This window comes from uncultured Maribacter sp., assembly GCF_947500985.1.
Taxonomy (GTDB): Bacteria; Bacteroidota; Bacteroidia; order Flavobacteriales; family Flavobacteriaceae; genus Maribacter.
The window spans coordinates 233,162-257,871 of the sequence record NZ_CANMTX010000006.1; the positions used below are offsets into that span (position 1 = coordinate 233,162).

Below are 24,710 nucleotides of genomic sequence, written 5' to 3' on the forward strand. Positions count from 1 at the left end.
GAATGAGAATCGCACTTTTCGGATACGGAAAAATGGGTCAAATGATTGAGCAAATTGCATTAAATCGTGGTCATGAAATTGTAGCCAAAATTGATAATAATACGCAAGATATTGACTTCAACTCAATGGATGTTGCTATTGATTTTAGTATGCCCGAAGCAGCTTTCGGGAATATAACAAAATGCTTAAGTAACAATATCCCTATTATATCTGGCACAACTGGTTGGTTAGATAAATATGAAGATGCAACTACCTTATGCCAAGAAAAGAAAGGTGCATTTATTTACGCCTCTAATTTTAGTTTAGGAGTGAATATTTTTTTCGAGTTAAATAATTACTTGGCAAAAATGATGCAAAATCTTCCTGAGTATAGCGTTGAATTAGAAGAAATACATCACACTCAAAAACTAGACGCCCCCAGCGGAACAGCAATTACTTTAGCTGAAGGTGTTATCGCAAACTCTAATTACAAGCAATGGAAGTTAGACAGTGCATCTAAAGAAACTTTGAAAATCACATCTAAAAGAATAGGTTCGGTACCCGGTACACATACCGTTGCCTACGATAGTATTGTTGACAGTATTGAGATTAAACATACTGCTCACAACAGAGAAGGTTTTGCCCTAGGTGCAGTAACCGCAGCAGAATGGATTATTGGTAAAACAGGTGTTTTCTCTATGCGAGATGTGTTAAACCTAGGTTAAAAACGTAACAAAAAACAATCTCAAAGACTTATGAATTATTGATGACATATTAGCATCAAAAGAATTCATCCTATTTCAATAAAAATTAAAGAATATGAACGGCACTCAATGGATTATTTTTATTCTCATTGTACAAGTAATACATTTTTTAGGTACTTGGAAACTTTACGTAAAAGCAGGAAGAAAAGCTTGGGAAGCAGCAATACCTGTTTACAACGCTATAGTTTTAATGCAAATTATCAATAGACCAAAATGGTGGGTAATATTATTATTTATCCCTATAATCAATCTATTGATGTTCCCGGTTATATGGGTAGAAACCATAAGAAGCTTTGGCAGAAACAGTAAATTAGAAACATGGATCGTTGTATTAACACTTGGTCTGTACATTTACTACGTAAACTACACACTAGATGTTAAATACGTTGAAGACCGATCTCTACACCCAACAACTGCGGCTGGAGAATGGGTAAGTTCCATTTTATTCGCAGTGGTAGCAGCAACATTAGTTCACACCTATTTTATTCAACCTTATGTGATACCAACAGGATCATTAGAGCGTACATTAAGAGTAGGAGATTTTCTTTTCGTAAGTAAGTTTCACTATGGCGCCAGAACGCCGATGACAACCGTTGCAGCACCAATGGTGCATGATACGTTACCAGGCTTAGGAATTCCTTCTTATTTAAAGAAACCACAACTACCCTATTTTAGATTACCTGGTTTCTCAAAAGTAGAGCGAAATGACATTGTAGTATTTAGCTGGCCAGCAGATACCGTTCGTGTATTTTTCAAGAAAGAAAAAGGCGTTGACAAGCCCATAGATAAAAAATCAAATTATGTTAAGCGTTGTGTTGGTGTACCTGGCGATTCGTTAGAGGTCCGCGATGGTTATGTATTTATTAATGGAAAACAATTAGAATTACCAAAAAGCGCCAAACCACAATTCGATTACGACATCTATAGCTCTAAAGGCGTATCGTCTAGAACTCTTGATAATTTAGGTATTACAGATTTTACTAGAAAATACCAATCAAATCCGCTGAACCAAGATCAAGTAAATGGATTGAGGTCTTATATAATGGGCTTTAATCAAACCGAAAACGGACAACTAGAACTTTACACAAAGGCATCTGGTATTCCTGCGAATGTGATATCTAAATATAGATTAGCATTAAAAGAAGTTACCGATCGTAAACGTACAGTACCTTTAACTGCAGACATGGTAAGTTCGTTAAGAAATGACTCAAATATAGATTCTGTAGTTCAAAAAGTTACAGCAAAAGGAAGAAGAGGCATCAACTTATTTCCTCAAAGTCCTGATTATCCTTGGAACTATAGTCAATTAGGACCTATTTACATTCCTCAAAAAGGGGCAACGGTAGAATTGAATTTAAAAGTACTTCCACTTTACAAAAAGATTATTAAGGAGTACGAAAAGAATGAAATTTCTGTATCTGGAAATCAAATTAGCATTAATGGATCGCCAGCCACTACATATACTTTCAAACAAGATTATTTTTGGATGATGGGTGACAACAGAGATCACTCTGAAGACAGTAGAGCTTGGGGTTATGTTCCAGATAATCATATTGTTGGAACACCAATTTTCATCTGGATGAGTTTTGATAATTTCACAGAAGGTATTAGCAACTGGAGACCAAGATGGGATCGTATATTCACTACAGTGAATGGGGATGGAGAACCACAATCTTATTTCAAATATTTCTTAATATTACTAGTAGCTTATTTCGTTGGAAATTGGTTCTGGAAACGTAAAAAGGATAAAAAGTGAAATTAATTCATCCCTCTTATTTTCCGAATATAGTAACGTTCAGCTATATTATGCACCACCCAATTTGCTGGGAGGTAAATGATAATTACCAAAAACAGACGTTTAGAAATAGAACATATATTTCTAATGACCGAGGCAAGCATATATTGAGCATACCAATAATTCATGCTGGTAGAGCAAATGGCAGACAAAAATATAAGGATGTTTTAATAGACAATTCTTATCCGTGGCAACGGCAACATTGGCGCACCTTAGAAACAGCCTATAGAACATCTCCATTCTTTGAGTTTTACGAAGATGATATTAGACCACTTTACCATCAAACTTATGAAAGCCTTCTTGACTTTAATTTAAAGACTATAGAGACGATATTTGAATGTCTTCAACTAGAAATGCCTACAGAAAAAACTCTTGCATATGAGACCACCCCTGAAGGTAAAATAGATCTGAGATTTTTAATAAGTGCTAAGTTTACCCCTCAATTGAATATAGAACCCTATACGCAAGTATTTGGTGATAGACATGGGTTTACTCCTAATTTAAGCATATTGGATCTCTTGTTCAACCTAGGTCCCAATAGTATACAGTATCTAAAACACGATTTCATAGCCACTAATAATGATTAGATTCATAGCACATTATGGAATACATTTTATTGTACCCATTATAATTGCTATTTATTTCTATAAAGAAAACAAGCTCTGGTCTGCGGTTATATTATTATCTGCAATTGTAATTGATGTTGATCACCTTTTGGCTACACCAATGTTTGATCCATATCGATGCAGTATAAACTTTCACCCTTTACATACCTATTGGGCAATCGGCGTATACACGCTGTTATTTGCATATAAGAAGACACGAATTATCGGCTTGGCTTTGCTTATACATATTTTAGCCGATACCGTAGACTGTTACTTTATTCGCCAGACAATTTAAAAGTTGCCATTATAGGTTCATGATCAGAAATATCGATTTTGTAATTTTTATGAGATAAGAAAGTAAAACTTGGATCTCCCAAAATCATATCTATTCTAAATGGGAATTTCCAAAACTTAATGGTTTTCCCATATCCGTGTCCCGATTCTAAGAAGCTATCCTTTAAATCTCCTTTAACATTAAAATACACTTTAGAAAATTGTGTATTATTAAAATCGCCTCCCACAATAACAGGATAGGCACTTGTTTTAATATGCTCTCTTACAATATCAGATTGTCTTTCTTGTTTATCAAAAGAATCTCTTAGCCTAACAAACAGTTTATCTGAACGTTCTCTTTTAAAGTAATTAGGTCTTATACTTAAAGATTCCAGGTGCAAATTATAAAAACGAATAGTATCCTTTTTAAATACAATATCAGCAAATACCCCACCATTAAAAGTATTAGGAAAATCTAATTCTCCATTATTAATAATCTGAAACTTTGAAAATATGGCTAGATTTTTACTTGACTCCCCATCTTTTATCTGAAACTTATTCGCTTTAAATGGGTAGCTCTTGAGCATATCACCCTTTACATAATGAGGTTCAAACTCTTGAAAATAAATAATATCAGGATTCTCACCTTCAACGAATTCTACGACTTCTGGACTAGTGATGTTTTCCCAATCCCCATGATACTTACTATGAAAACCCAATGCGTTATAAGTTAACAGAGAAATAGTATCAGAATCAGCAATAGTTTTTGACTTACCATTAAAAGCAATAAAAGAACCAAGTGTGAAGTATCCAAAAACTAAAATGGAAAGAGATAGCATCATATAAATTTTCTTGCCAAATAACCAGTATAGAAAAAACAACATGTTTATTATAACCAATGCAGGCACCGTTAAACTAATAAATGCCAAACTAGCTATAGATGTATACGGTACTATGCAAGCCAAAACCAAACAAATCGACGCAATCACATTTAAAAACAACATGAACTTTTTAAAGAAAGACATTCTTTTCATGCTTAATTTTCTTTACCAGCTTTAAACAAAAAGTCTTTTTCTGCCTTTGAAAGGCTTTCATAACCAGACTTGCTTATTTTATCTAGAATAGCATCAATCTTTTTTTGATGTGTTTTCTTATCGTAATCTACCGCAGAATTGCTGTTACTACGGGTTGCGCTTTTATTCTTATAAACTGTTTTCATTGGAGCCTTCTTCTCTGAACCTTTGAACAAATTGGCAATACTATCCATAAACCTAGAAAAGCCAGAACCAATATCATTGCCTTTCGTTAATTGACTAGCATATAAGTACCCTAAAAAGGCACCTCCTAAATGCGCTAAATGTCCGCCAGAGTTACTTATAGGTAGTTGAATTAAATCACTTAAAACCAGTACAGCACCAACCATCCAAAGCTTTACGTTGAAAAATATGATTCTAACTTCTTGATTAGGCAGATAGGTGCAAATAAATATTAAAACGGCACTAGCACCCGCTGAGGCTCCTATTAAAGAAGCATTCGTGTCAAAAAATGCAGGAAAGATATTATATCCTAAAACAAAGAATAGTCCGCCTAAAATAACTCCGAGTAAATAAACATTTAAAAATCGTTTTGCATCAAAGAGATTTAAAAATATTCTACCCACAAAATAAATCATCAACATGTTCCAAAACAAGTGTCCAATACCACCATGAAAAAATGAATAGGTAACTATAGACCAAGGTTGAAAAGCGATATCGACAATATCATTTGGCAGCTCAAACCATTGAACAATGGTATCTTTTTGTAAACCAAGTAAGAATGGTATTAAAGCATTTACAATAAAAACCACTACATTGACTGCAATGAGCTTCTCTGCAATATTTAATCTACTAAATTGATATTTTAAATCTGGTTGAGCCATAGCTTAGTTCCACCTTTTATCATTAAACTGATTTTTTTTCCAATACCACATCATTAAGAAACCAAATAAAGCTCCACCAACGTGTGCAAAATGGGCAATACCTTGACCAAACAAACTGTAACCCGTAACGCCAGAGAACAAATCCAAGCCAATTAAAACAGGAATAAAGAATTTTGCTTTTATAGGAACAGGTAGAAAAATAAGAAACAACTCGCTATTAGGATAAGACATTCCAAATGCTACCAAAATACCATAAATAGCCCCAGATGCACCAACTACTGGAGTATTAAAAGCACCTAAAAAGTTATCGATAGTTGCTTTCCCTGCAATGCTATACCACTCCGTATTATACTGCCCACTATTAATAATCTCTAGAATACTACTTTCAGAAATTCCTGAATCTATCAGAGCACTCATGCCGGCATTATAGTAGTAATAGTTAACACCTATATGAATTAAAGCTGCACCTAAACCCGCTGAGATATAGAAAAACAAAAACTTATTTCTGCCCCACATACGCTCTAAAGGTGTACCGAAAGCCCATAATGCATACATATTAAAAAGTATATGCATAAAGCCACCATGCATGAACATATGTGTTATAATCTGCCATAGTTCAAAGTGTTCATTCTTTGGGAAATATAACGAGAACCACTCGTACATTTGCTCGCCATACATTTGTGTAGCGATAAAAAACAGAACATTGATAATCAGTAAATGTTTTATAGTATCTGTAATTCTTCCCATTTATATAAATTTTCGTTCAATATCATTCTCTGTAACTGTAATGTAAACTTTTTTGTTAAACGGACTCAAAGTGGTTTCCTTACAAGCGAATAGATCATTAACCAATTTCACTTGAGACAACTCGTCTAAAGTTTCCCCTGTTTTAACCGAGAGAGTTTTTGCTAATGTTTTCGCCAACATATCACTTTGAGAAAAACTATCGCCAGGTACTTCTTGTTGGAAATCTGAAATCAATTGCTCCATTATCATTTGCACTTCGCTTTCTACTACTAAAACAGGCACACCAGAAATCTCTACTCCATCTTCAGTTATTTCTCCGAATACAAAACCGACAGTACATAAATTCTCTTTTATCTCTTTTAAGATATTTATTTCACTAGTAGAAAAAGATAAAGTCAATGGAAAAAGCAATTGTTGACTTACAGCTTCTTTTATAGTAATGTTCTTTAAGAAATTCTCGTATAGCACGCGTTGGTGCGCCCTACTTTGATTAATTACTACCATACCAGATTTTATGGTCGTAATAATATACTTTTTACGCATTTGAAAAGTAGTGGTCGTATAATCAAGTACTTCTCTTTCATCATCAAAAATACTACTAATTACAACCTCTGACTCAAATTCTAAATGGCTTGCTCCATTATCAACTGTATTCTCTAAACCCACATATAAATTCTCCCAACCGTCAACTTTTGGTTTTGAATAGCTACCACCTCCAGAATTTCCTTTAGACGGTTGCACAGTTTCAAAAGGGTTAAAAGAAGAATCTACCACCACTTGAGGTATACCCACCTGTTTATTTTTATAGGAATACGGAGTATCTAAATTTTGATCTTGCTCAAAGTCTAGCGCAGGCACAACATTAAATTGACCTAGACTATGCTTTACCGTAGATTTGAGCATTGCATACAATGTATGCTCGTCGTCAAACTTCACTTCCGTTTTCGTTGGGTGTATGTTTATATCAATAGTACCTGGATCAACCTCTAAATTCAAAAAATAACCCGGATGTGTACCCGGACGAATTAATCCTTCAAAAGCACCCAATATGGCATGATGCAAATACGGACTCTTAATAAACCTATTATTGGCAAAGAAAAATTGCTCTCCCCTACTCTTTTTAGCGAACTCAGGTTTTTGAATATACCCTGAAATTTTTACTACATGAGTTTCCTCTTCAACGGGTACAAGCTTCTCATCGGTCTTTCTACCAAAAATATGTACAATACGTTTTCTAAAATCGGTATCTGGTAACTGAAATACATCGCTACCGTTATTATAAAAGTTAAATGCTACTTGCGGATGCGCTAATGAGATCCTATGAAACTCATCTGCTATATGTCGATATTCGACTTGATCAGATTTTAAAAAATTACGTCTAGCAGGAATATTAAAAAACAGATTCTTTACTAACATTGAAGTTCCCTTGGGGGCAACAACAACTTCTTGGGTTACTATTTTACTGCCTTCAATTTTAATTTTAGTACCAATCTCGTCATCTTCAGTTTTGGTAAGCATTTCTACATGTGCAATTGCAGCAATAGATGCTAGTGCCTCTCCCCTAAAACCTTTGGTATTTAAATTGAACAAATCTTCTGCCTTTTGAATTTTAGATGTGGCATGCCGCTCAAAGCTTAAACGAGCATCTGTACCGCTCATGCCCTTACCGTTGTCAACTACTTGAATTAGTGTTTTACCACCATCTTTTATGATAAGTTGAATTTCGGTAGCACCCGCATCAATGGCATTCTCCATTAATTCTTTTACCACAGAAGATGGGCGTTGCACCACTTCACCAGCAGCTATTTGGTTTGCTACATGGTCAGGTAATAATCTAATAATATCTGCCATTATGAAGTAAAGAAAATTGTGAGGTCAAAATCGATTATGTAAAGAAAAATAAGAAGCAATACCGCAATAATAATTACCATTCTAATTTTTAAATTGCGATCTCCTTGTCTTTTGGTATCTTCTATAGCACTATTAATCTTTCTTTTTAATCCTCGAGATGTATTTAACGTACTACGAAATTGGTCGAATTTAGGTTCCATTTTAAACGGATTCCCTTTTCCTTTGCCATCATAATACCTAGGATTGTATTCAAATGACCTATTTTTTCGTAACCGCGTTATTTTGCTCAACATCCCCATAACCTCAAAGTTACTTAAAATAGAAAAATAGGGCATGTTACCAATGCCAAAATTTGTTAACATCTTACGATACTAACCTAATACACTAAACTTATAAGAAAATAGAGCTATAAAAAAGACTACTAACTACCTAAAATTGCCATTTTAATAGCAGCAATAGCGGCTTCAGTACCTTTATTACCATGCTTACCACCACTGCGATCTATGGCTTGTTGCATGTTATTATCTGTAAGAACACAAAATATAACAGGCACATTTGTAGTGATATTCAAGTCTTTAATACCTTGAGCCGTAGCATCACAAACAAAATCAAAATGTTTGGTCTCGCCTTGTATTACACTACCAATAGCAATTACGGCATCAACCTTATGGCTATTAATCATTTTTTTTGAACCAAAAGTAAGTTCAAAACTACCAGGAACGTTCCATCTTATAATATCAGATTCGTCCGCTCCACAATCAATTAATGCTTCAATTGCTCCTGAATACAAACCCTCTGTTATTTCTGAATTCCATTCAGAAACAACAATCCCAAACCGAAGTCCGTTCGCGTTTGGGATTGTTGCCTTATCGTAAATCGATAAATTTCTATTTACTGTAGCCATTACTCACCACTTTTAGCCATACCTATAAAAGCATCTATAGAATTGGCGTTTTCTGATTTTGGAAACTCGTCTTTTATTTTCTGAAAAAAGCCTAAAGCTTTATCCTTATCTCCCATTTCTAAAGCAGTAACACCTGCTTTATATAAAAATTTAGGAGCAGTATATTCGTTACCACTATGCTTTACAGCAGCTTCATAATAACCTAAAGCATCTGAAGCTTGGTCTAATTGCATAAAAGCATCACCCAAACCACCTTTTGCCAAAGCACCTAAAACAGCATCATCAGAGCTAAAATCCTCTAAATAGGTAATGGCTTCTTGGTATTTGTTCATATTCAAATATGCCATACCTGCGCTATAATTTGCAAGGTTAGCAGCTTTGGTACCATTGTATTCTTCAATAATATCTAAAAAACCATATTTACCTTCAGCGCCTTCTAATGCCAACGTAAACAATGAATCTTTTGCAGTTGTAGCAACCAATGCTTGGTCGAAATATTGTTGTGGGTAGTACATCTCATTCGCTGCACTAGCCTCTTTCGGTTTCTCTACGAATTGGTCATAAGCTAAATAGCCTAAAACACTGATAGCAATAACACCAATGACACCTAATATGATATTCTGATTTTTAGAAACCCACTCTTCTGATCTAGAAGCGCCTTCATCTAAAGAACTAAAAACCTCAGCCGTTGTGCTTTCCTGTTCGTCAAACTCTTGCTGTTCAGCTTTCGTTTCAGGTTTATATCCTCTTTTCTTATATGTTGCCATCTTTAAATTTATTGGTCGCGCAAAAATAATGGTTTTATTGAAATCGCAAAGTGTATTTATTCGTTATTTTTGGATATTTTAAGTGAGTATACATTCTTCCAAATTTAAAATCCGATTTTATTAATGCTTCTGAGACAATTATCATTGATTAATTACAAAAATTTTGAGTCAAAAGAACTGACTTTCGATGCTAAAATAAATTGTATTGTAGGTGATAACGGAATTGGAAAAACAAACATTCTTGACGCTATCTATCATTTGTCATTTGGCAAGAGTTATTTTAACCCGGTATCATCTCAAAACATTCGTCACGGATCAGATTTTTTTGTGATTGACGGTACTTTTGAAAAAGAAGGTAGAGAAGAAAAAATTGTTTGTAGTCTTAAAAAGAATAACAAGAAGATTATTAAACGTAACGGAAAAGCATATGACCGCTTTGCCGACCATATAGGTCTTCTACCCTTGGTAATAATTTCCCCAGCAGATAGAGACCTTATTATAGAAGGTAGTGATACCCGTAGAAAATTCATTGATGGTGTTATCTCTCAATCAGACAAAAGCTATTTACAAAACCTTATCAACTATAATAAGGTAGTTTCTCAGAGAAATGCACTTTTAAAGTATTTCGCAGCCAACAGAACATTTAATAAAGACACTTTAGCGGTCTATAACGAACAGATGAACACCTATGGCACCGAAATATTTAAAAAGAGAACATCATTCTTAGAAGCTTTTATTCCTATTTTTCAAGAACAATATAAATCTATCACAGGCAACACAGAAGATGTTTCCCTTTCTTACGATAGCAAATTGAAAGATTATGACCTGAGTACGCTTTTAAATAAAAATTTAGATAAAGACCGCGCGCTACAATATACCAGCGTTGGTGTTCATAAAGATGACCTTAGCTTTGAAATTAGCAATTACCCTATAAAGAAATTTGGTAGTCAGGGGCAGCAAAAATCTTTTTTGATAGCCTTAAAATTCGCTCAATTTCATTTTATGAAATCGCAAAGTGGCACTACGCCAATATTAATTTTAGATGATATTTTTGATAAGTTGGATGAGCATCGTGTATCTCATATTATAACTCTGGTAAATGATGAGAATTTCGGACAAATTTTTATTAGTGACACACATGCAGATAGAACTGAAAGTGTTGTTAAAAAAATTCATCAATCATATAAAATCTTTAAATTGTAGTGATGAAAAAATTACTTATTATTTGCTTCCTAATTCTTGCTTCATGTAGTTCTAAAGTTGATAAAAATCAATTACACCTATTAAATGGCTATTGGGAAATAAAAGAAGTTACCTTTAAATACGGAGCAAAAAAAGAGTATTCCATAAATAGTACGGTAGACTATATAAAACTAGATTCTTTAACAGGATTTCGAAAAAAAGTAGTCCCAAAATTCAATGGTACATTTGAAACGTCTAATGATGCAGAACCTTTTCATATTAGCATATCTAACGATTCTATTTTTATGAGTTACACCAATAATTCTAATACTTGGGAAGAAGTCTTGACCAAACTAACAGAGGATAGTTTCTCGGTAAAAAACAAAGAAGGACTTACCTATGAATATAACAGATTTGAACCTATAAACATAACCCCATAATGGCAAGCAGAGGCAACGATAATACTTCAATGAAAGATGCACTTTCTGCATTTATTCAGAAAAATAAATTAGAAAAAGGAATAGATAAAGTAGATGCAAGAACTGCATGGGCTAAACTTATGGGTAACGGTGTTAATAATTACACTACAGAAATTGAATTAAAATTCGGTACGCTTTACGTAGCATTAAGCTCTTCTGTATTACGCGATGAATTAAGCATGGGCAAATCGAAAATAATTCGCATGCTCAATGAAGAAATTGGAAAAGAAGTCGTAAAAAAATTAGTACTTAGATAGCCGTTAGTTGTTGGAAAATACTATATAAAAAAAGCCAGTTCTTTCGAACTGGCTTTTTTAAATTCTATAATTTGTCTTAGTAAATTTCTCTACCAGAAAAATGGAATGAACCTTCAATAGCTGCATTCTCATCACTATCAGAACCATGTACTGCATTCTCACCAATACTAGTAGCAAACATTTTACGAATAGTACCTTCAGCTGCATCTGCAGGGTTAGTAGCACCGATCAATGCTCTAAAATCTTCAACAGCATTTTCTTTTTCTAAGATAGCTGCTACAATTGTACCGCTTGTCATGAATTCAACTAATTCACCAAAGAAAGGACGCTCTCTATGTACACCATAAAATTCTTGTGCATCTCTTAAGCTCAATTGTGTATATTTCATTGCTACGATTTTAAAACCAGCAGCAGTAATTTTTTCTAAAATAGCCCCAATATGTCCGTTTTTAACAGCATCTGGTTTAATCATTGTAAACGTTCTATTCGTACTCATATCTTAATTTTTGCGCAAAAATACGTTTTTCCACATATCTCACAACTATTCGTAGACTTGTTCTAATTTCTCTAACACTATTCCGTTATCTCCAACTATTTTAAAATCAACCTTTTTGGCGTCAAAATCAAACTCTAAAATTCCGAAACTTTCTGTAAAAACAACTTCCCCTACTCTATATTTATTAGGCTCACCGGTAAATCCTCTATAAGCATGTGTTAGTCCGCTACTCGTAAAATCTATTAACGGATAGTTCATACCATTAATTTCTCTCTTTGAAAATTCAGAAATATGTCGATCACCAGATAATACAATTACTCCCGCCGCATTAGAATCTGCAATTACCTTCGCCAATTTATCAACCTCATGCGGGAAATTACCCCAAGCTTCAAATCCGTGTTCATCAGACAGGTATTGAACACTACTTACAATAATATTAAAATCAGATTTTGATGTATTCAGTTCATTTTCTAACCATGCCCACTGCACGTCACCTAACATAGTACCGTCGCCATATGCATTTGGTTTAACTCTTTTAGAGGTTTCAGTATCAGGCGTCAATTTTGTTCTAAAATAACGTGTATCAAGTATGATAAAATTAATAGAATGACCATTTACTTCATATTTCTTAGAATTATAAACCCCTTTACGTTTTCTTAGCGGACTATCATCTGGAACATTCATAAAATTCAAAAACTCTTGCTGACTGGCATCTTTGGCTTCAAATTCTACTCCGCCATCATTTAGACCATAATCATGATCATCCCAAGTACCTAAAATATCAGTGGTTTCTACTAGCTTTTTATATTTAGATTGCTCATTCTGCTTATTATACATGGCTCTTAAAGCAACCATATCATCAGTATCCGCATAAATATTATCGCCGCCCCACACCCATACATCTGGCTTGGTATTTAAAATATCATCCCACAAAAGATTGGGTAAATCAATTCTATTGCAAGAACCAAAAGCTAAAACAAAATCGCTGTTTGTAGCTTTATTATCAACTTGTTTTTTGCTCGACGAACATGACGCTAAAAGAAGCGCGCAAATAAAAAAGTATGTAATTTTCATATGAGATAGTTAAGTCTGGGTAAAATTAAGGCTTTCGCTTTAAAGCCTATATTATTAAATTGTATCTTTGCCGCCATGAATTTAGAGCACCTAAACGAGCTTAAAAAGCTACTTTCTTCACCAAAGAAAATAGCCATTATCCCACATAAGAATCCTGATGGAGATGCCATTGGATCAACATTGGCACTTTGGCATTATTTAGTTAATACCGGTCATACAGCTAGTATTGTTGCACCAAACGACTATCCGAAGTTTTTAAAATGGATGCCAGGCTCAGATAAAATTTTGAATTTTGAAAAAGAAAATTTACAATCCAAATCATGCATTAATAAGGCAGATATTATATTCACTTTAGACTTTAACCACCTTGGGCGTGTTGGTCAAATGAGCGATATACTAGAATCTGCAAAGGCAACCTTTGTAATGGTAGACCATCACCAAGAGCCATCAGATTATGCTAAAATCATGTACTCAGATGTAAAAATGAGTTCTACTTGCGAAATGGTATATGTACTGATCAATCAATTAGGTGATGAGAACAGTATTACTCCAGAAATGGCTAATTGCATATATACCGGTATTATGACAGACACCGGTTCTTTTAAATTTGCAGCTACTACAAGTAATACGCATAGAGTTATTGCCGAACTTATGGATAAAGGTGCTGAAGGAACAGAAATTCATCACCGCATTTATGACACTAATTCTCCTAGTAGATTACATTTATTAGGTTGCGCATTAAAGAATATGGTCATATTAGAAGAATATTCTACGGCATATATTACAATGAGTCAAGACGAATTAGACACCTATAACTATCAAAAAGGAGACACCGAAGGTTTTGTAAACTACGGCTTAACTTTAGATGGTATTAAATTTGCAGTCATATTCATAGAAAATAAAGAAGAAGGTATTTATAAAATATCTTTTAGATCAGTCGGAGAGTTTTCGGTAAATGATTTCGCAAGAAAACATTTTAGCGGCGGCGGACATACAAATGCTGCAGGCGGAAAAAGTGATGATAATTTAGAAGAAACCATTTCAAAATTTACTTCGCTTCTACCTTTATATAAGAATCAATTACAATCATGAGATTAGTTTCATTTCTATTTTTAGTCATATTGGTAATAGCCTGTGATGGACCTGAACCCAGAAAACCGATCCAAACAAAAAGCGGTAGTTTCTTTAAGGCGTCTATAGAGCGAAGCCGAAAACTACTTGAAGCCGAAGAAAATAAAATTCAAGAAATTATCAAGTTAGATTCTTTAAAACACTACTCGCACAGTAATTCTGGATCATGGTATCATTATTTAACAGTTAATGAAGAAGGTGACTATAAACCTAAAACAGGCGATTTAGTAGCATTCAGCTATGATATATTAACTCTGGACAACGACACAATCTACTCAAAAGAAGAAATTGGTGTTGTTACCTACAAAGTTGATAAGCAAGAGTTATTCTTAGGTCTTAGGGATGCTGTTAAAATGTTAAAGGAAAATGAGCGCGCTACATTTCTTTTTCCATCATCAATTGCCTTTGGTTACCATGGCGATGAAAATAAAATAGGAAGCAATGTGCCTATAAAATCTACAATTACAATTTTACAAATAGAAAAACAACAAGACAACACAGTAAATTAAAATGACCATTATGATTAAAAAAATGTACTTGCTTGCAGTTATAACCTTAGTTTTAGCCAGCTGCAAAACCGGCAAAAGAGCTGATTTAGGAGACGGTTTGTTTGCCGACATCAAAACATCTAAAGGCGATATTATAGTTCGTCTAGAACAAGATAAAACTCCTGTTACAGTTGCTAACTTTATTTCTTTAGCAGAAGGAACAAATACTTTTGTTAGCGAAGAATACAAAGGCAAAAAATATTATGACGGACTAACATTTCACAGAATTATGAAAGATTTCATGATTCAAGGTGGTGATCCATTAGGTCAAGGAACAGGAAACCCAGGTTATAAGTTCATGGATGAATTCAATGATTCATTAGTTCATGACAAAAAGGGTATTCTTTCAATGGCCAATTCTGGTCCAACAACTAACGGTAGCCAGTTTTTCATCACACATAAAGAGACACCTTGGTTAAATAACAAGCACACCGTTTTCGGTGAGGTTGTAGAAGGTATGGATGTTGTTGATTCTATTGCAAATATTGCAGTAGGTGCTGGCAATAAGCCGGTAGAACCAGTTTTAATGAATACTGTAGAAATCATTAGAAACGGAAAAGAAGCACGTAAGTTCGATGCTGTTCAAATTATGACAGATTATTTTGATGGTGAAGAAGATAGACTTGCTGCCATTGAAAAAGAAAAAGCTGAAAAATTAGCTGAAGTTCAAAAAATAAAAGCTGAGTTTGCTTCTACTACCGAAGCTCAAAAAGCAAAAGCTCAGACTTTACCTTCTGGTCTTAAAGTTTTAACCTTAGAAAGCGGTAGTGGTGAAAAACCAAAGGTTGGTCAGAAAGTTAATGTGATGTACGCTGGTTATTTAATGGACGGTACATTGTTCGATAGTAACTACGAAGAAATTGCTCAAAAATATGGTATGTTCGATATTAAAAGACAGCAAGGTGGTGGTTATATGCCAGTACCAATGGACTATTCTCCTGAATCTCGTTTAATTGCAGGATTTAGAGAAGGACTTTTAACAATGAAAGTTGGCGATAAAGTTCGTTTGTTCATCCCTTCTCATTTAGGATATGGACCACAAGGTGGCGGTCCAATTCCACCAGATGCAGATTTAGTATTTGATTTAGAAATTACGGGAATAACCCAATAAAAATAACAAATAAAAAAGCCCTTTAGTTTTCACTAAAGGGCTTTTTTTATACCTATAATTCTAATTAGTATTCTTCAAAACTTCTAGAAGCAAACTCCAGAATTTCTGAACAGATGAAATACTTACACGCTCATCTGGTGAGTGTGCCCCTAAAATTGTTGGTCCGAAACTTACCATATCCACATCAGGATAATTCTGTCCTAATATACCACATTCCAAACCTGCATGACAAGCAACAACCCTTGGCTCTTCTTTAAACAGATTTACATAAGCATTCTTTGCAATCGTTAAAATCTCAGAATTCGGATTCGGATTCCAACCTGGGTAAGAGCCACTAAGCTCTACATTAAAACCACTGATCTCAAAAGCAGAACGTAAAGAATTTGCTAAATCTAATTTTGCAGTATCTACTGATGACCGTGTCAAACAGCCAATAGTTATTTCTCCCTTTTCAACTTTTACAATTGCTATGTTATTTGAAGTTTCTACCAAATCATCGATAGCACCACTCATGGCATAAACTCCGTTATGAGCAGCATAAACAGCCTTAACCAATTTTTCTTGAGCACCTAAACCCATTACTTTTTTAGCAGGCTTAATTTCAGGTAATTCAATTTGTAAATTAGGCTCTTGAACACTCAACTCTGCTTTAATAGCTTCAGAAAGCTTATTTACTTTCTTTAAGAATTTATCAACGTGTTTTTCACCTACATTTATTTTACAAACACTTTCCCTAGGTATCGCATTTCTTAAACTGCCACCGTTCAAAGAACTAATACGAACATTAAAATCAAGTCCTAAATAAAGTAATCTATTCATAATCTTATTGGCATTACCCAAACCTTTATGAATATCCATACCACTATGACCACCTTTTAAACCTTTAACCGTTATCTCTATACCAGCATCACCATGGGTATCATCTTTTTCATTGTAGGTTCTAGTTGCAGTAACATCAATACCACCTGCACAACCTATATCAATTTCGTCATCTTCCTCCGTATCTAGATTCAAAAGAATTTCACCTTGCAAAACTCCTGCTTTCAATTCAAAAGCTCCAGTCATTCCAGTTTCTTCATCAATTGTAAATAAAGCTTCAAGAGCAGGATGCTGTATATCTGTACTTTCTAAAAGCGCCATAATTGCAGCTACTCCCATACCATTATCAGCCCCTAATGTTGTTCCGTTTGCCTTTACCCAATCTTCGTCGACATACATTTCTATACCTTGGGTATCAAAATCAAATACAGTATCTGCATTTTTTTGATGTACCATATCTAAATGACTCTGCAGCGTTATCATCTTTTTATCTTCCATGCCTTTTGTGGCAGGCTTTCTTATAATAACATTACCTATTTCATCAGAGAAAGTTTCTAGACCAAGAGCATTGCCAAACTCCAACATAAAGCTAATGACCCTTTCCTCTTTTTTAGAAGGTCTGGGCACCGCATTCAATCTAGAAAAATTGTTCCAAACTGAGATTGGCTCTAATTTATTTATATCCATACTATTATTTTCATGGTTAGTGCCTGCAAAAATACTGATAGAAAAAGGATTTCGCTATTTTTGAGATAATGAAGATATCTTTAAAGAATGCCATTGTAATTTCATTGATTCCCCAAATCATTATTGTAAAATGGCTAGGTACGCGGTCAAACTTAGTTGACAAATACTTTAGTAACGGATTATATCCTATAATTTCTAAATTCTTTAGACTCCTATTTGGATGGATACCCTTTTCAGTAGGTGATATCATTTACTTCGTGTTAATAGTACTTGCAATCCTTTACCTAATTAAAAACAGAAAATACATTTGGCGAAATAAACTAAAATTTTTACAGAATGTAGCCATGGTACTATCCGTCGCTTATTTCACATTTCATGTCATGTGGGGCATGAATTATTATAGAGAACCATTAGCTAAAAAATTAGAATTAGTACCAAATAAAGATTATCAAGACCTACTTGAATTTACAGAACGGTTAATTCAAAAAACGAACGAAACACAAGTAACTATCACAAATGACTCAAGTTTAGCAGTCAAAATTCCATATTCTCAAAAGGAGATTTTCAATAAAACAATTCAAGGTTACGACCATTTAAAAACGATACATCCATTTTTAGCTTACGATAGACCAAGTATAAAAACATCCTTATTTAGTACAGGCTTAACATATATGGGCTACGCCGGATATTTAAACCCATTTACGAACGAAGCTCAGGTAAATGACCTACTGCCCAACTTTAGATTCCCTTTTGTTGCCGGTCATGAAATTGGTCACCAGTTGGGGTATTCTGCAGAAAACGAAACAAACTTTATAGGTTATCTGGTTACTTCTAATAACGAAGATGAATATTTTAAATATGCAGCTTATGCCTATGGTTTAGGGTATTGCTTAAATGATATTAGACGATCGGATAAAGAAGATTTCGACAGATTAATGCTTCAACTAAACGCTGGGGTTAAAAGTAATTTTCAAGAAATGGCAATTTTCTGGAACTCTTATGAAAATCCTATGGAACCCGTATTTAAATCTATTTTTGATACGTTCTTAAAAGCTAATAACCAAAAAGAAGGGATTAAAAGTTATAGTGCTGTAGTACTCTTTTTAGTCGCTTATCACAAAGATCATCAACTTTAAAATAGGATTAGAACTTCGCGATCCTAAAGCAATATATTAGTCTTTCCATTAATATTTTAAGAAAATAATGGCTATTCTCAATTACTGCCTATTCAACTGTTAAAGAAAAGTGAAACAGACCGAATTTACTGTAGAATCCGAGTATTTTTAAAACACTAATTCAAACCAAACGTAATGAAAAAACTATTCTTTGCGCTATGCCTACTCGGGTATGGCTCATTTTTAACTGCACAAGATTATTTCCCAGAAAATGCTGGGGTAAAAGTCAACAATAACAACTACACGGCTTTTACAAATGCAAAAATCTTCGTAACCCCTACACAAGTAATTGAAAAGGGAACATTATTAATTCAACACGGCAAAGTCGTAAGTGCTTCAAACTCTGTTAGCATTCCAAAAAATGCTGTTGTAATTGATGTAGAAGGCAAATCTATTTATCCTTCCTTCATTGACGTGTATTCCAAATTTGGCGTAGAACAGGCAAAGAAAAAACCAGGTAGAGGCAGATCTACCCAATATGAACCATCAAGAGAAGGGTATTACTGGAACGATCATATAATGCCAGAAAACAAAGCAATTGAAAAATTCACTTATGATGACAAGGAAGCCAAAATACTTCGTGAAGCTGGTTTCGGTGTCGTTAACTCTCACATTCAAGATGGTATTGCCAGAGGTACTGGTGTTCTTATTGCTTTAAACGGAAACGGAACTAATGCGAATAGAATTTTAGATGACCGTTCTGCGCAATATTTTTCTTTAAGCAGAAGTATTGCCAAAGGGCAATCTTACCCAGGTTCATTAATGGGAACATTGGCGCTGTTGAGACAAATGTATAGTGATGCCGACTGGTACGGTAAAGGCAATGCCTCTACTACAGATTTATCATTAGAAGCATTGAACAATAATAAGAACTTAGTTCAAATTTTCGAAGCTAAAGATAAGTCTCATGATTTACGTGCCGATAAAATTGGAGATGCTAACGGAATACAGTACACCATACTAGGTGGTGGTAATGAGTTTGAACGTATTGAAGAAATAAAGGCTACGAATGCCAAATACATTCTACCGCTAAATTTTCCAGATGTGTATGATGTTTCTAATCCGTATGCTGTTGGTTATGTTTCTTTACAAGATATGCGTTATTGGAACCAGGCTCCATCAAATCCTAAAGTTTTGGCTGATAACGGAATTCAATTCTCTCTTACTACACATGACCTAAAATCAGCTGCAAACTTCAAAGAAAAGCTAATGAAAGCCATTGAATACGGTCTTTCATCTACAAAGGCTTTAGAAGCATTGACTACAGTACCTGCTCAGATTTTGGGAAAATCAAATAAAATTGGTTCTTTAAAAACAGGAACTCTTGCCAACTTCTTAATCACATCAGGTGATGTTTTTGATAAATCTACCACACTTTACGAAAACTGGGTTCAGGGTACAAAAAGTGTTGTTAATTCAATGGACTCAAAAGATATTCGTGGAGATTACAACTTAACCGTTCAAAGAAAATCTTATGATGTTTCTATAACTGGAGAAATCTCTAAACCTAAAATTGAGGTAAAACAAGACACTTCAAAATTGTCTTCTAAAATTGCCTATAAAGACAATTGGGTAACTATTTCATTTGCTACAGATAAAGGTGAAAAAACATATAGAATGATTGGTGCTATAACCACAGCATCAGACAATTTATCAGGTCGTTTGGTTTTACCAGATGGTACTGAATCTCAATTCACGGCAACTAAATCTAAATCTTTCACAGAAAAAGAAGCAGAGAAAAGCAAAACCGCAGAAGCGATAAAAGTAATGCCAGTAACTTTCCCTAATGTAGGATATGGATTCGCATCAAAACCAAAAGCACAAAACACATTGTTCAAAAATGCTACGGTATGGACAAGTGAAGATGCTGGTGTTTTAGAAAATACCGATGTTCTAATTAAGAATGGAAAAATTGTTAAAATAGGAAATGACTTAAGCGCTGGTGGCGCAACAGTAATCGATGCTACTGGTAAACACTTAACAGCCGGTATTATTGACGAACATAGTCATATTGCAGCTTTAGCAGTTAACGAAGCTGGTCAAAATAGCTCCGCAGAGGTAAAAATGGAAGACGTTGTTGACCCAGAACACATGGGTATTTATAGATCTCTTGCAGGTGGGGTAACTTCATTACAATTACTGCACGGTTCCGCAAACCCAATCGGTGGTCGATCTGCCATATTGAAATTAAAATGGGGCGAAGAAGCAGACGGACTAATTTATGATAACTCGCCAAAGTTTATCAAATTCGCCCTTGGTGAAAATGTAAAACAAAGTAACTGGGGAAGCGTCTCTCGTTTTCCACAAACACGTATGGGTGTTGAACAGATGTACATGAACTATTTCCAAAGAGCTAAAGAATATGACACCAAAAAGAAAAATGGTGAGTCATATAGATATGATGAAGAAATGGAAGTTTTGGCAGAAATTATAAACGGAGAACGTTTTATTTCTTGTCACTCTTATGTTCAGAGCGAGATAAATATGATGATGAAAGTTGCCGAGCATTTCGGATTCAGAATTAATACGTTCACTCATATCTTAGAAGGTTATAAAGTAGCCGATAAAATGGCAGAACATGGGGCTGGTGCTGGCACCTTCAGTGACTGGTGGGCATACAAGTTTGAAGTAAACGATGCTATACCTTTCAATGCTGCAATAATGCAAAAACAAGGTGTTGTTACAGCTATTAATAGTGATGACCGTGAAATGATCAGAAGGTTAAACCAAGAAGCTGCCAAAACTATTAAGTATGGTGGCATGACAGAATTAGAAGCTTGGAAAATGGTAACTATCAACCCTGCGAAATTATTACACTTAGATGATCGTGTAGGTAGTATTAAAGAAGGCAAAGATGCCGATTTGGTATTATGGTCAGGTAGTCCGTTATCAATTTATTCTAAAGCCGAAAAAACCATGATTGAAGGTGTTACTTATTTTGATTTAGAAACCGACAAGAAGAACCGCGAAACTATTAAGAAGGAAAGAAACGAGTTGGTCACTATGATGCTTAAAGAAAAAAGTGGCGGTAAAAAGACGCAAGGTCCAAAACAAAGTGTAAAAAGAGATTTTACTTGCGAAAGCCTTTAATTCACCAAGCTATAGTTCAAAAAATAAAAAACATACAAATGAAAAAATTTATAACCTTAATCATAGCCTTAGGTCTGGTCATACCAACTATGGCACAACAAACGCCCGGTTCTAAACAAACCGAAGCCATTACCATTGAAGGCGCTACTGCCCACTTGGGAAACGGTGAAGTAATTGAAAGTTCTTTGATTATGTTCGAAGACGGAAAAATAACTTTCGTAGGCGATTCTAAAATGAAAATTGCCAGAAAAGGAAAAGTAATCGATGCTACAGGCAAACACGTCTACCCAGGCTTCATTGCACCTGCCAAAACACTAGGTTTAGTAGAAATAGACGCGGTTAGAGCATCTAAAGATGAAGATGAAATAGGAGATTTCATATCGCATGTTAGAAGCTTGATTGCCTATAACGCTGAATCTAAAGTAGTAGAGAGCATGCGCCCAAACGGAGTTTTGATTGGACAAATTGCTCCATCTGGAGGTCGTATTTCAGGTACATCAAGTATTGTACAATTTGACGCCTGGAATTGGGAAGATGCCGCTATAAAAGTAGATGACGGAATTCATTTAAACTGGCCAACTACCTTTAAGCAAGGTCGCTGGTGGGCTGGTGAAGACCCAGGATATCACCCAAACAAAGATTATGCTAAACAAGCGGAAGAAGTCGTTACATTTTTCAAAAATGCTGAAGCTTATGGTCAATCAACTCCGAAAGAAGTAAATCCTGCCTATGCTGCCATGCAAGGTGTATTTGATGGTAGTCAAAAACTATATGTTCATGCAGATGATGAAAAGCAAATCATAGATGCAATCAACACTTTAAAGTCTAATGGCGCCAAAGAAGTCGTATTAATTGGTGGTTATCATGCCTATAAAATTCCTGAGTTTTTAAAGAGCAATAACATTCCTGTTTTGGTTCAGTACACACACAACCTACCTGTATTTGATGATGATGATTATGATCTACCTTATAAATTACCTAAGTTGTTAGTAGATGCGGGTTTATTAGTAGGAATTCAAAATTCAGATGCGGTGAACTTTCAAACTAGAAACTTACCTTTCTATGCGGGTCAAGCAGCACAACAAGGTTTGAACAAAGAAGTAGCCGTTCAATTATTAACAGGTAATACTGCCAAGATTTTAGGCATAGATGATCTTTACGGAACATTAGAGAATGGCAAAAGTGCCACACTTTTCATATCGGAAGGTGATGCTTTAGAAATGGCCGGAAATCAATTAACACATGTTTTTATTGATGGTAGAACAGTTTCATTAGAAACACACCAAACTGAGCTTTGGAAACGCTATATGGGCAAGTACGAAGGAGAATAGTGATTTTAATAAGTTGATATATCAAAAGAGGCTGTCTACAATTGTAGACAGCCTCTTTTGATTTAAAATAAATTAGCTATTTTTTTTAGCAAGCATATATCCTAGATATCCCATAGGCATATAAGCTACTATAATATCTAAGGCAGTAAACCACATTGGTCCGCCGAGCATTGCAATATTTGCTGTTCCACCAATTAAGAAAAACAAACCAACAAGTAATGCCATAGTCATTTTTCTTGTAGCTGCGATTTTCGTTGCTATAACTGCACCCACCAACGTTCCTAAGGCATGGGCAAGAAACGGAAAAATAAAATGTTTAGGTTCAAATAAGTGCATAGAAGCCTTTAGCCCTTCCATAGTTGTAATATCCCCGCCTTCTGGTGGCGGAATAATAGAACCACTGACCATAATAATTCCCATATTAACAATGCTACCAACAACAATTCCGGCTACGACTGCCAAAATATTCTTTAGAACAGGATTCATATATAAAAATTTAATTGGTTACTATCTGGTCTTTACAAAAGGTACTACCTCACCTACTACATATATCTCATCTCTTGGTTCTAAATTAATAAACCCGTCAGCTTTTGCCAAACTGGTTAAATCTCCTGAACCATTTTCAACAACAGGTGTTGCACAAAATATACCGTCTTTTGATTCTGTATTAACTTGAATAAATCGGGTTAGCGGCTGTGTTAGTTTAATTGCCGCACTTAGCTTAATATACGAATTTTCTAATGGAAGCCCCCAAGAGGTCTGTAACCATGGTAAAAAATAGAGGTGATAATTGGCAAATGTAGAAACTGGGTTTCCTGGAAAAGAAAAAATAACCGTTTTCAATTTTGGGTGAATACCGAACCAAAATGGTTTTCCTGGTCTTTGTAACACTCTATGAAACACTTTTTGAACTCCCAAAGACTCCATTACCTCAGGAATAAAATCGAACTTACCTTTAGACACTCCACCACTTAGTAAAAGCACATCGTTTTCAGTTAAAGCTTTCTTCAACTCCTTTTTTATTATCTCTTTCTCATCTAATAAATGAAGAGAACTGGCTTCAATTTTAGAATTCAATAATGCCGCTTCAATAGTCAACATATTAGATTTTCTAATTTGATATGGCTTGGGAATGTCCTTTACCTCTACCAATTCATTACCTGTAGCAATAGTGCAAATTTTAGGATTACCCATAACCTTTACTGTAGCTTTCCCGACCGTAGCCATTATTCCGATTTCCGCTGGAGTAATTTTTTTTCCTTTTGATAAAAGAAGAGCACCCGCTTTTTCATCGCTACCTTGATAATGTATATTCTGACCTTTTTTGACCTTCTCGTTAATTGTAACCTTGCTATCTACAATAGTGATGTGTTCATACATAACAACAGTATCGCAATTCGTTGGTACTACAGCACCCGTCATCACTTCCAAACAATTACTTTTATCTTTTAAAACTTGTTGAACTTCACCAGCGGCAGCTACTCCTTCAACTACAAAAGACTGACCATTATTTACAAAATCTGAGAACTGAATTGCTATACCATCTTTGGTTGCACGATCAAACGGAGGAAAATCTCTATCGGCATAAATATCTTCTGCCAATACTCTATTCAAGCTACCCATAAGTGAAACAGCCTCAACACCTAAGTCTAGAGGATGGTCTAATACTTTTTGAAATGCTTCTTTAAATGTTATCATAGAGTTAAAGATAAAACGATTATAATATT

General features: G+C 34.8%; 25 protein-coding genes. 13 read left to right on the forward strand and 12 right to left on the reverse strand.

What is annotated here, in order from left to right; genetic code table 11:
• Positions 1-2 precede the first annotated feature (2 nt).
• From dapB to Q0871_RS14530, 4 genes are all read left to right on the forward strand, one after another.
• Positions 3-704 carry a 4-hydroxy-tetrahydrodipicolinate reductase gene (dapB, locus tag Q0871_RS14515; protein ID WP_299325147.1) on the forward strand — a complete coding sequence of 234 codons (702 nt, stop codon included), beginning with the start codon at positions 3-5 and terminating at the stop codon, positions 702-704.
• A gap of 94 nt (positions 705-798) precedes the next feature.
• Positions 799-2,499: a signal peptidase I gene (lepB, locus tag Q0871_RS14520; protein WP_299325148.1), complete on the forward strand. Its 1,701-nt coding sequence runs from the start codon at positions 799-801 to the stop codon at positions 2,497-2,499.
• Positions 2,496-3,125 carry a WbqC family protein gene (locus Q0871_RS14525; protein WP_299325149.1) on the forward strand — a complete coding sequence of 210 codons (630 nt, stop codon included), beginning with the start codon at positions 2,496-2,498 and terminating at the stop codon, positions 3,123-3,125. Before lepB ends, Q0871_RS14525 begins: the two co-directional genes overlap by 4 nt.
• On the forward strand, positions 3,118-3,438 hold the full coding sequence (locus Q0871_RS14530; RefSeq protein WP_299325150.1) for a DUF6122 family protein: 321 nt from the start codon (positions 3,118-3,120) through the stop codon (positions 3,436-3,438). The genes Q0871_RS14525 and Q0871_RS14530 overlap by 8 nt, the downstream gene beginning before the upstream one ends.
• Here the strand turns inward: Q0871_RS14530 and Q0871_RS14535 are convergent.
• From Q0871_RS14535 to Q0871_RS14565, 7 genes are read right to left on the reverse strand one after another with little or no spacing between them, the layout of a single operon-like run.
• Positions 3,419-4,450, reverse strand: coding sequence for an endonuclease/exonuclease/phosphatase family protein (locus Q0871_RS14535; protein ID WP_299325151.1), 1,032 nt, complete (start codon positions 4,448-4,450; stop codon positions 3,419-3,421). The genes Q0871_RS14530 and Q0871_RS14535 overlap by 20 nt on opposite strands.
• 2 nt (positions 4,451-4,452) lie before the next feature.
• Entirely contained in the window at positions 4,453-5,334 is an 882-nt protein-coding gene (locus tag Q0871_RS14540) for a rhomboid family intramembrane serine protease (RefSeq protein ID WP_299325152.1), read from the reverse strand.
• 3 nt (positions 5,335-5,337) lie between these two features.
• Positions 5,338-6,081, reverse strand: coding sequence for a rhomboid family intramembrane serine protease (locus Q0871_RS14545; protein WP_299325153.1), 744 nt, complete (start codon positions 6,079-6,081; stop codon positions 5,338-5,340).
• Positions 6,082-7,932 carry a DNA mismatch repair endonuclease MutL gene (mutL, locus tag Q0871_RS14550; protein ID WP_299325154.1) on the reverse strand — a complete coding sequence of 617 codons (1,851 nt, stop codon included), beginning with the start codon at positions 7,930-7,932 and terminating at the stop codon, positions 6,082-6,084.
• Positions 7,932-8,294: a riboflavin synthase subunit beta gene (locus Q0871_RS14555; RefSeq protein WP_363323191.1), complete on the reverse strand. Its 363-nt coding sequence runs from the start codon at positions 8,292-8,294 to the stop codon at positions 7,932-7,934. The genes mutL and Q0871_RS14555 overlap by 1 nt, the downstream gene beginning before the upstream one ends.
• Positions 8,295-8,353: 59 nt before the next feature.
• Entirely contained in the window at positions 8,354-8,836 is a 483-nt protein-coding gene (ribH, locus tag Q0871_RS14560) for a 6,7-dimethyl-8-ribityllumazine synthase (protein ID WP_299325155.1), read from the reverse strand.
• Positions 8,836-9,603 (reverse strand): tetratricopeptide repeat protein, encoded by a 768-nt coding sequence (locus Q0871_RS14565; protein ID WP_299325156.1) that lies wholly within the window; start codon positions 9,601-9,603, stop codon positions 8,836-8,838. Before Q0871_RS14565 ends, ribH begins: the two co-directional genes overlap by 1 nt.
• A 123-nt stretch (positions 9,604-9,726) precedes the next feature.
• Here Q0871_RS14565 and Q0871_RS14570 point away from each other — a divergent pair, with 123 nt between their 5' ends.
• From Q0871_RS14570 to Q0871_RS14580, 3 genes are read left to right on the forward strand one after another with little or no spacing between them, the layout of a single operon-like run.
• Complete coding sequence (locus Q0871_RS14570; protein ID WP_299325157.1) at positions 9,727-10,806, forward strand: DNA replication/repair protein RecF; 1,080 nt, start codon at positions 9,727-9,729, stop codon at positions 10,804-10,806.
• A gap of 2 nt (positions 10,807-10,808) precedes the next feature.
• The gene (locus Q0871_RS14575) at positions 10,809-11,225 is read left to right on the forward strand and encodes a hypothetical protein (protein ID WP_299325158.1); all 417 of its coding nucleotides are present in this window, start codon (positions 10,809-10,811) and stop codon (positions 11,223-11,225) included.
• Positions 11,225-11,521, forward strand: coding sequence for a DUF721 domain-containing protein (locus Q0871_RS14580; RefSeq protein WP_299325159.1), 297 nt, complete (start codon positions 11,225-11,227; stop codon positions 11,519-11,521). The genes Q0871_RS14575 and Q0871_RS14580 overlap by 1 nt, the downstream gene beginning before the upstream one ends.
• Positions 11,522-11,597: 76 nt before the next feature.
• On the opposite strand, the gene Q0871_RS14585 is transcribed toward Q0871_RS14580, so the two are convergent.
• Together Q0871_RS14585 and Q0871_RS14590 are read right to left on the reverse strand one after the other, a co-directional pair.
• Positions 11,598-12,017 (reverse strand): nucleoside-diphosphate kinase, encoded by a 420-nt coding sequence (locus Q0871_RS14585; RefSeq protein ID WP_036153417.1) that lies wholly within the window; start codon positions 12,015-12,017, stop codon positions 11,598-11,600.
• 45 nt (positions 12,018-12,062) lie between these two features.
• Positions 12,063-13,091: an alkaline phosphatase D family protein gene (locus tag Q0871_RS14590; protein WP_299325160.1), complete on the reverse strand. Its 1,029-nt coding sequence runs from the start codon at positions 13,089-13,091 to the stop codon at positions 12,063-12,065.
• Positions 13,092-13,166: 75 nt separating this feature from the next.
• Between Q0871_RS14590 and Q0871_RS14595 the strand changes: the two genes are divergently transcribed.
• The 3 genes from Q0871_RS14595 to Q0871_RS14605 are packed head-to-tail and all read left to right on the forward strand — an operon-like array spanning position 13,167 to position 15,881.
• A complete protein-coding gene (locus tag Q0871_RS14595) occupies positions 13,167-14,183 on the forward strand; it encodes a bifunctional oligoribonuclease/PAP phosphatase NrnA (RefSeq protein WP_299325161.1) in 1,017 nt (338 codons plus the stop codon).
• On the forward strand, positions 14,180-14,731 hold the full coding sequence (gene gldI / locus Q0871_RS14600) for a gliding motility-associated peptidyl-prolyl isomerase GldI (protein ID WP_299325162.1): 552 nt from the start codon (positions 14,180-14,182) through the stop codon (positions 14,729-14,731). Before Q0871_RS14595 ends, gldI begins: the two co-directional genes overlap by 4 nt.
• 10 nt (positions 14,732-14,741) lie before the next feature.
• The gene (locus Q0871_RS14605; protein WP_299325163.1) at positions 14,742-15,881 is read left to right on the forward strand and encodes a peptidylprolyl isomerase; all 1,140 of its coding nucleotides are present in this window, start codon (positions 14,742-14,744) and stop codon (positions 15,879-15,881) included.
• Between the two features lie 60 nt (positions 15,882-15,941).
• Here Q0871_RS14605 and Q0871_RS14610 read toward each other — a convergent pair whose 3' ends face one another.
• On the reverse strand, positions 15,942-17,387 hold the full coding sequence (locus tag Q0871_RS14610) for an aminoacyl-histidine dipeptidase (RefSeq protein ID WP_299325164.1): 1,446 nt from the start codon (positions 17,385-17,387) through the stop codon (positions 15,942-15,944).
• A 68-nt stretch (positions 17,388-17,455) separates the two neighbouring features.
• On the opposite strand from Q0871_RS14610, the gene Q0871_RS14615 reads away from it, so the two are divergent.
• From Q0871_RS14615 to Q0871_RS14625, 3 genes are all read left to right on the forward strand, one after another.
• The gene (locus Q0871_RS14615) at positions 17,456-18,523 is read left to right on the forward strand and encodes a DUF3810 domain-containing protein (protein ID WP_299325165.1); all 1,068 of its coding nucleotides are present in this window, start codon (positions 17,456-17,458) and stop codon (positions 18,521-18,523) included.
• 174 nt (positions 18,524-18,697) lie between these two features.
• Entirely contained in the window at positions 18,698-21,652 is a 2,955-nt protein-coding gene (locus Q0871_RS14620; protein ID WP_299325166.1) for an amidohydrolase family protein, read from the forward strand.
• Between the two features lie 38 nt (positions 21,653-21,690).
• Complete coding sequence (locus Q0871_RS14625; RefSeq protein WP_299325167.1) at positions 21,691-22,983, forward strand: amidohydrolase family protein; 1,293 nt, start codon at positions 21,691-21,693, stop codon at positions 22,981-22,983.
• A gap of 72 nt (positions 22,984-23,055) precedes the next feature.
• On the opposite strand, the gene Q0871_RS14630 is transcribed toward Q0871_RS14625, so the two are convergent.
• Together Q0871_RS14630 and Q0871_RS14635 are read right to left on the reverse strand one after the other, a co-directional pair.
• Positions 23,056-23,469 (reverse strand): hypothetical protein, encoded by a 414-nt coding sequence (locus Q0871_RS14630; protein ID WP_299325168.1) that lies wholly within the window; start codon positions 23,467-23,469, stop codon positions 23,056-23,058.
• A gap of 21 nt (positions 23,470-23,490) precedes the next feature.
• Positions 23,491-24,681 carry a molybdopterin molybdotransferase MoeA gene (locus Q0871_RS14635; RefSeq protein WP_299325169.1) on the reverse strand — a complete coding sequence of 397 codons (1,191 nt, stop codon included), beginning with the start codon at positions 24,679-24,681 and terminating at the stop codon, positions 23,491-23,493.
• Positions 24,682-24,710 lie beyond the last annotated feature (29 nt).

Coding starts and splice junctions, on each gene's coding strand:
- Q0871_RS14635 (WP_299325169.1), bottom strand. CDS start 24,681: ATGATAACATTTAAAGAAGCATTTCAAAAAGTATTAGACCATCCTCTA.
- Q0871_RS14530 (WP_299325150.1), top strand. CDS start 3,118: ATGATTAGATTCATAGCACATTATGGAATACATTTTATTGTACCCATT.
- Q0871_RS14630 (WP_299325168.1), bottom strand. CDS start 23,469: ATGAATCCTGTTCTAAAGAATATTTTGGCAGTCGTAGCCGGAATTGTT.
- Q0871_RS14585 (WP_036153417.1), bottom strand. CDS start 12,017: ATGAGTACGAATAGAACGTTTACAATGATTAAACCAGATGCTGTTAAA.
- gldI (WP_299325162.1), top strand. CDS start 14,180: ATGAGATTAGTTTCATTTCTATTTTTAGTCATATTGGTAATAGCCTGT.
- Q0871_RS14555 (WP_363323191.1), bottom strand. CDS start 8,294: ATGTTAACAAATTTTGGCATTGGTAACATGCCCTATTTTTCTATTTTA.
- lepB (WP_299325148.1), top strand. CDS start 799: ATGAACGGCACTCAATGGATTATTTTTATTCTCATTGTACAAGTAATA.
- Q0871_RS14575 (WP_299325158.1), top strand. CDS start 10,809: ATGAAAAAATTACTTATTATTTGCTTCCTAATTCTTGCTTCATGTAGT.
- Q0871_RS14540 (WP_299325152.1), bottom strand. CDS start 5,334: ATGGCTCAACCAGATTTAAAATATCAATTTAGTAGATTAAATATTGCA.
- Q0871_RS14605 (WP_299325163.1), top strand. CDS start 14,742: ATGATTAAAAAAATGTACTTGCTTGCAGTTATAACCTTAGTTTTAGCC.
- ribH (WP_299325155.1), bottom strand. CDS start 8,836: ATGGCTACAGTAAATAGAAATTTATCGATTTACGATAAGGCAACAATC.
- Q0871_RS14610 (WP_299325164.1), bottom strand. CDS start 17,387: ATGGATATAAATAAATTAGAGCCAATCTCAGTTTGGAACAATTTTTCT.
- Q0871_RS14625 (WP_299325167.1), top strand. CDS start 21,691: ATGAAAAAATTTATAACCTTAATCATAGCCTTAGGTCTGGTCATACCA.
- Q0871_RS14580 (WP_299325159.1), top strand. CDS start 11,225: ATGGCAAGCAGAGGCAACGATAATACTTCAATGAAAGATGCACTTTCT.
- Q0871_RS14590 (WP_299325160.1), bottom strand. CDS start 13,091: ATGAAAATTACATACTTTTTTATTTGCGCGCTTCTTTTAGCGTCATGT.
- Q0871_RS14620 (WP_299325166.1), top strand. CDS start 18,698: ATGAAAAAACTATTCTTTGCGCTATGCCTACTCGGGTATGGCTCATTT.
- Q0871_RS14535 (WP_299325151.1), bottom strand. CDS start 4,450: ATGAAAAGAATGTCTTTCTTTAAAAAGTTCATGTTGTTTTTAAATGTG.
- Q0871_RS14615 (WP_299325165.1), top strand. CDS start 17,456: ATGAAGATATCTTTAAAGAATGCCATTGTAATTTCATTGATTCCCCAA.
- Q0871_RS14545 (WP_299325153.1), bottom strand. CDS start 6,081: ATGGGAAGAATTACAGATACTATAAAACATTTACTGATTATCAATGTT.
- Q0871_RS14595 (WP_299325161.1), top strand. CDS start 13,167: ATGAATTTAGAGCACCTAAACGAGCTTAAAAAGCTACTTTCTTCACCA.
- Q0871_RS14565 (WP_299325156.1), bottom strand. CDS start 9,603: ATGGCAACATATAAGAAAAGAGGATATAAACCTGAAACGAAAGCTGAA.
- mutL (WP_299325154.1), bottom strand. CDS start 7,932: ATGGCAGATATTATTAGATTATTACCTGACCATGTAGCAAACCAAATA.
- Q0871_RS14570 (WP_299325157.1), top strand. CDS start 9,727: ATGCTTCTGAGACAATTATCATTGATTAATTACAAAAATTTTGAGTCA.
- dapB (WP_299325147.1), top strand. CDS start 3: ATGAGAATCGCACTTTTCGGATACGGAAAAATGGGTCAAATGATTGAG.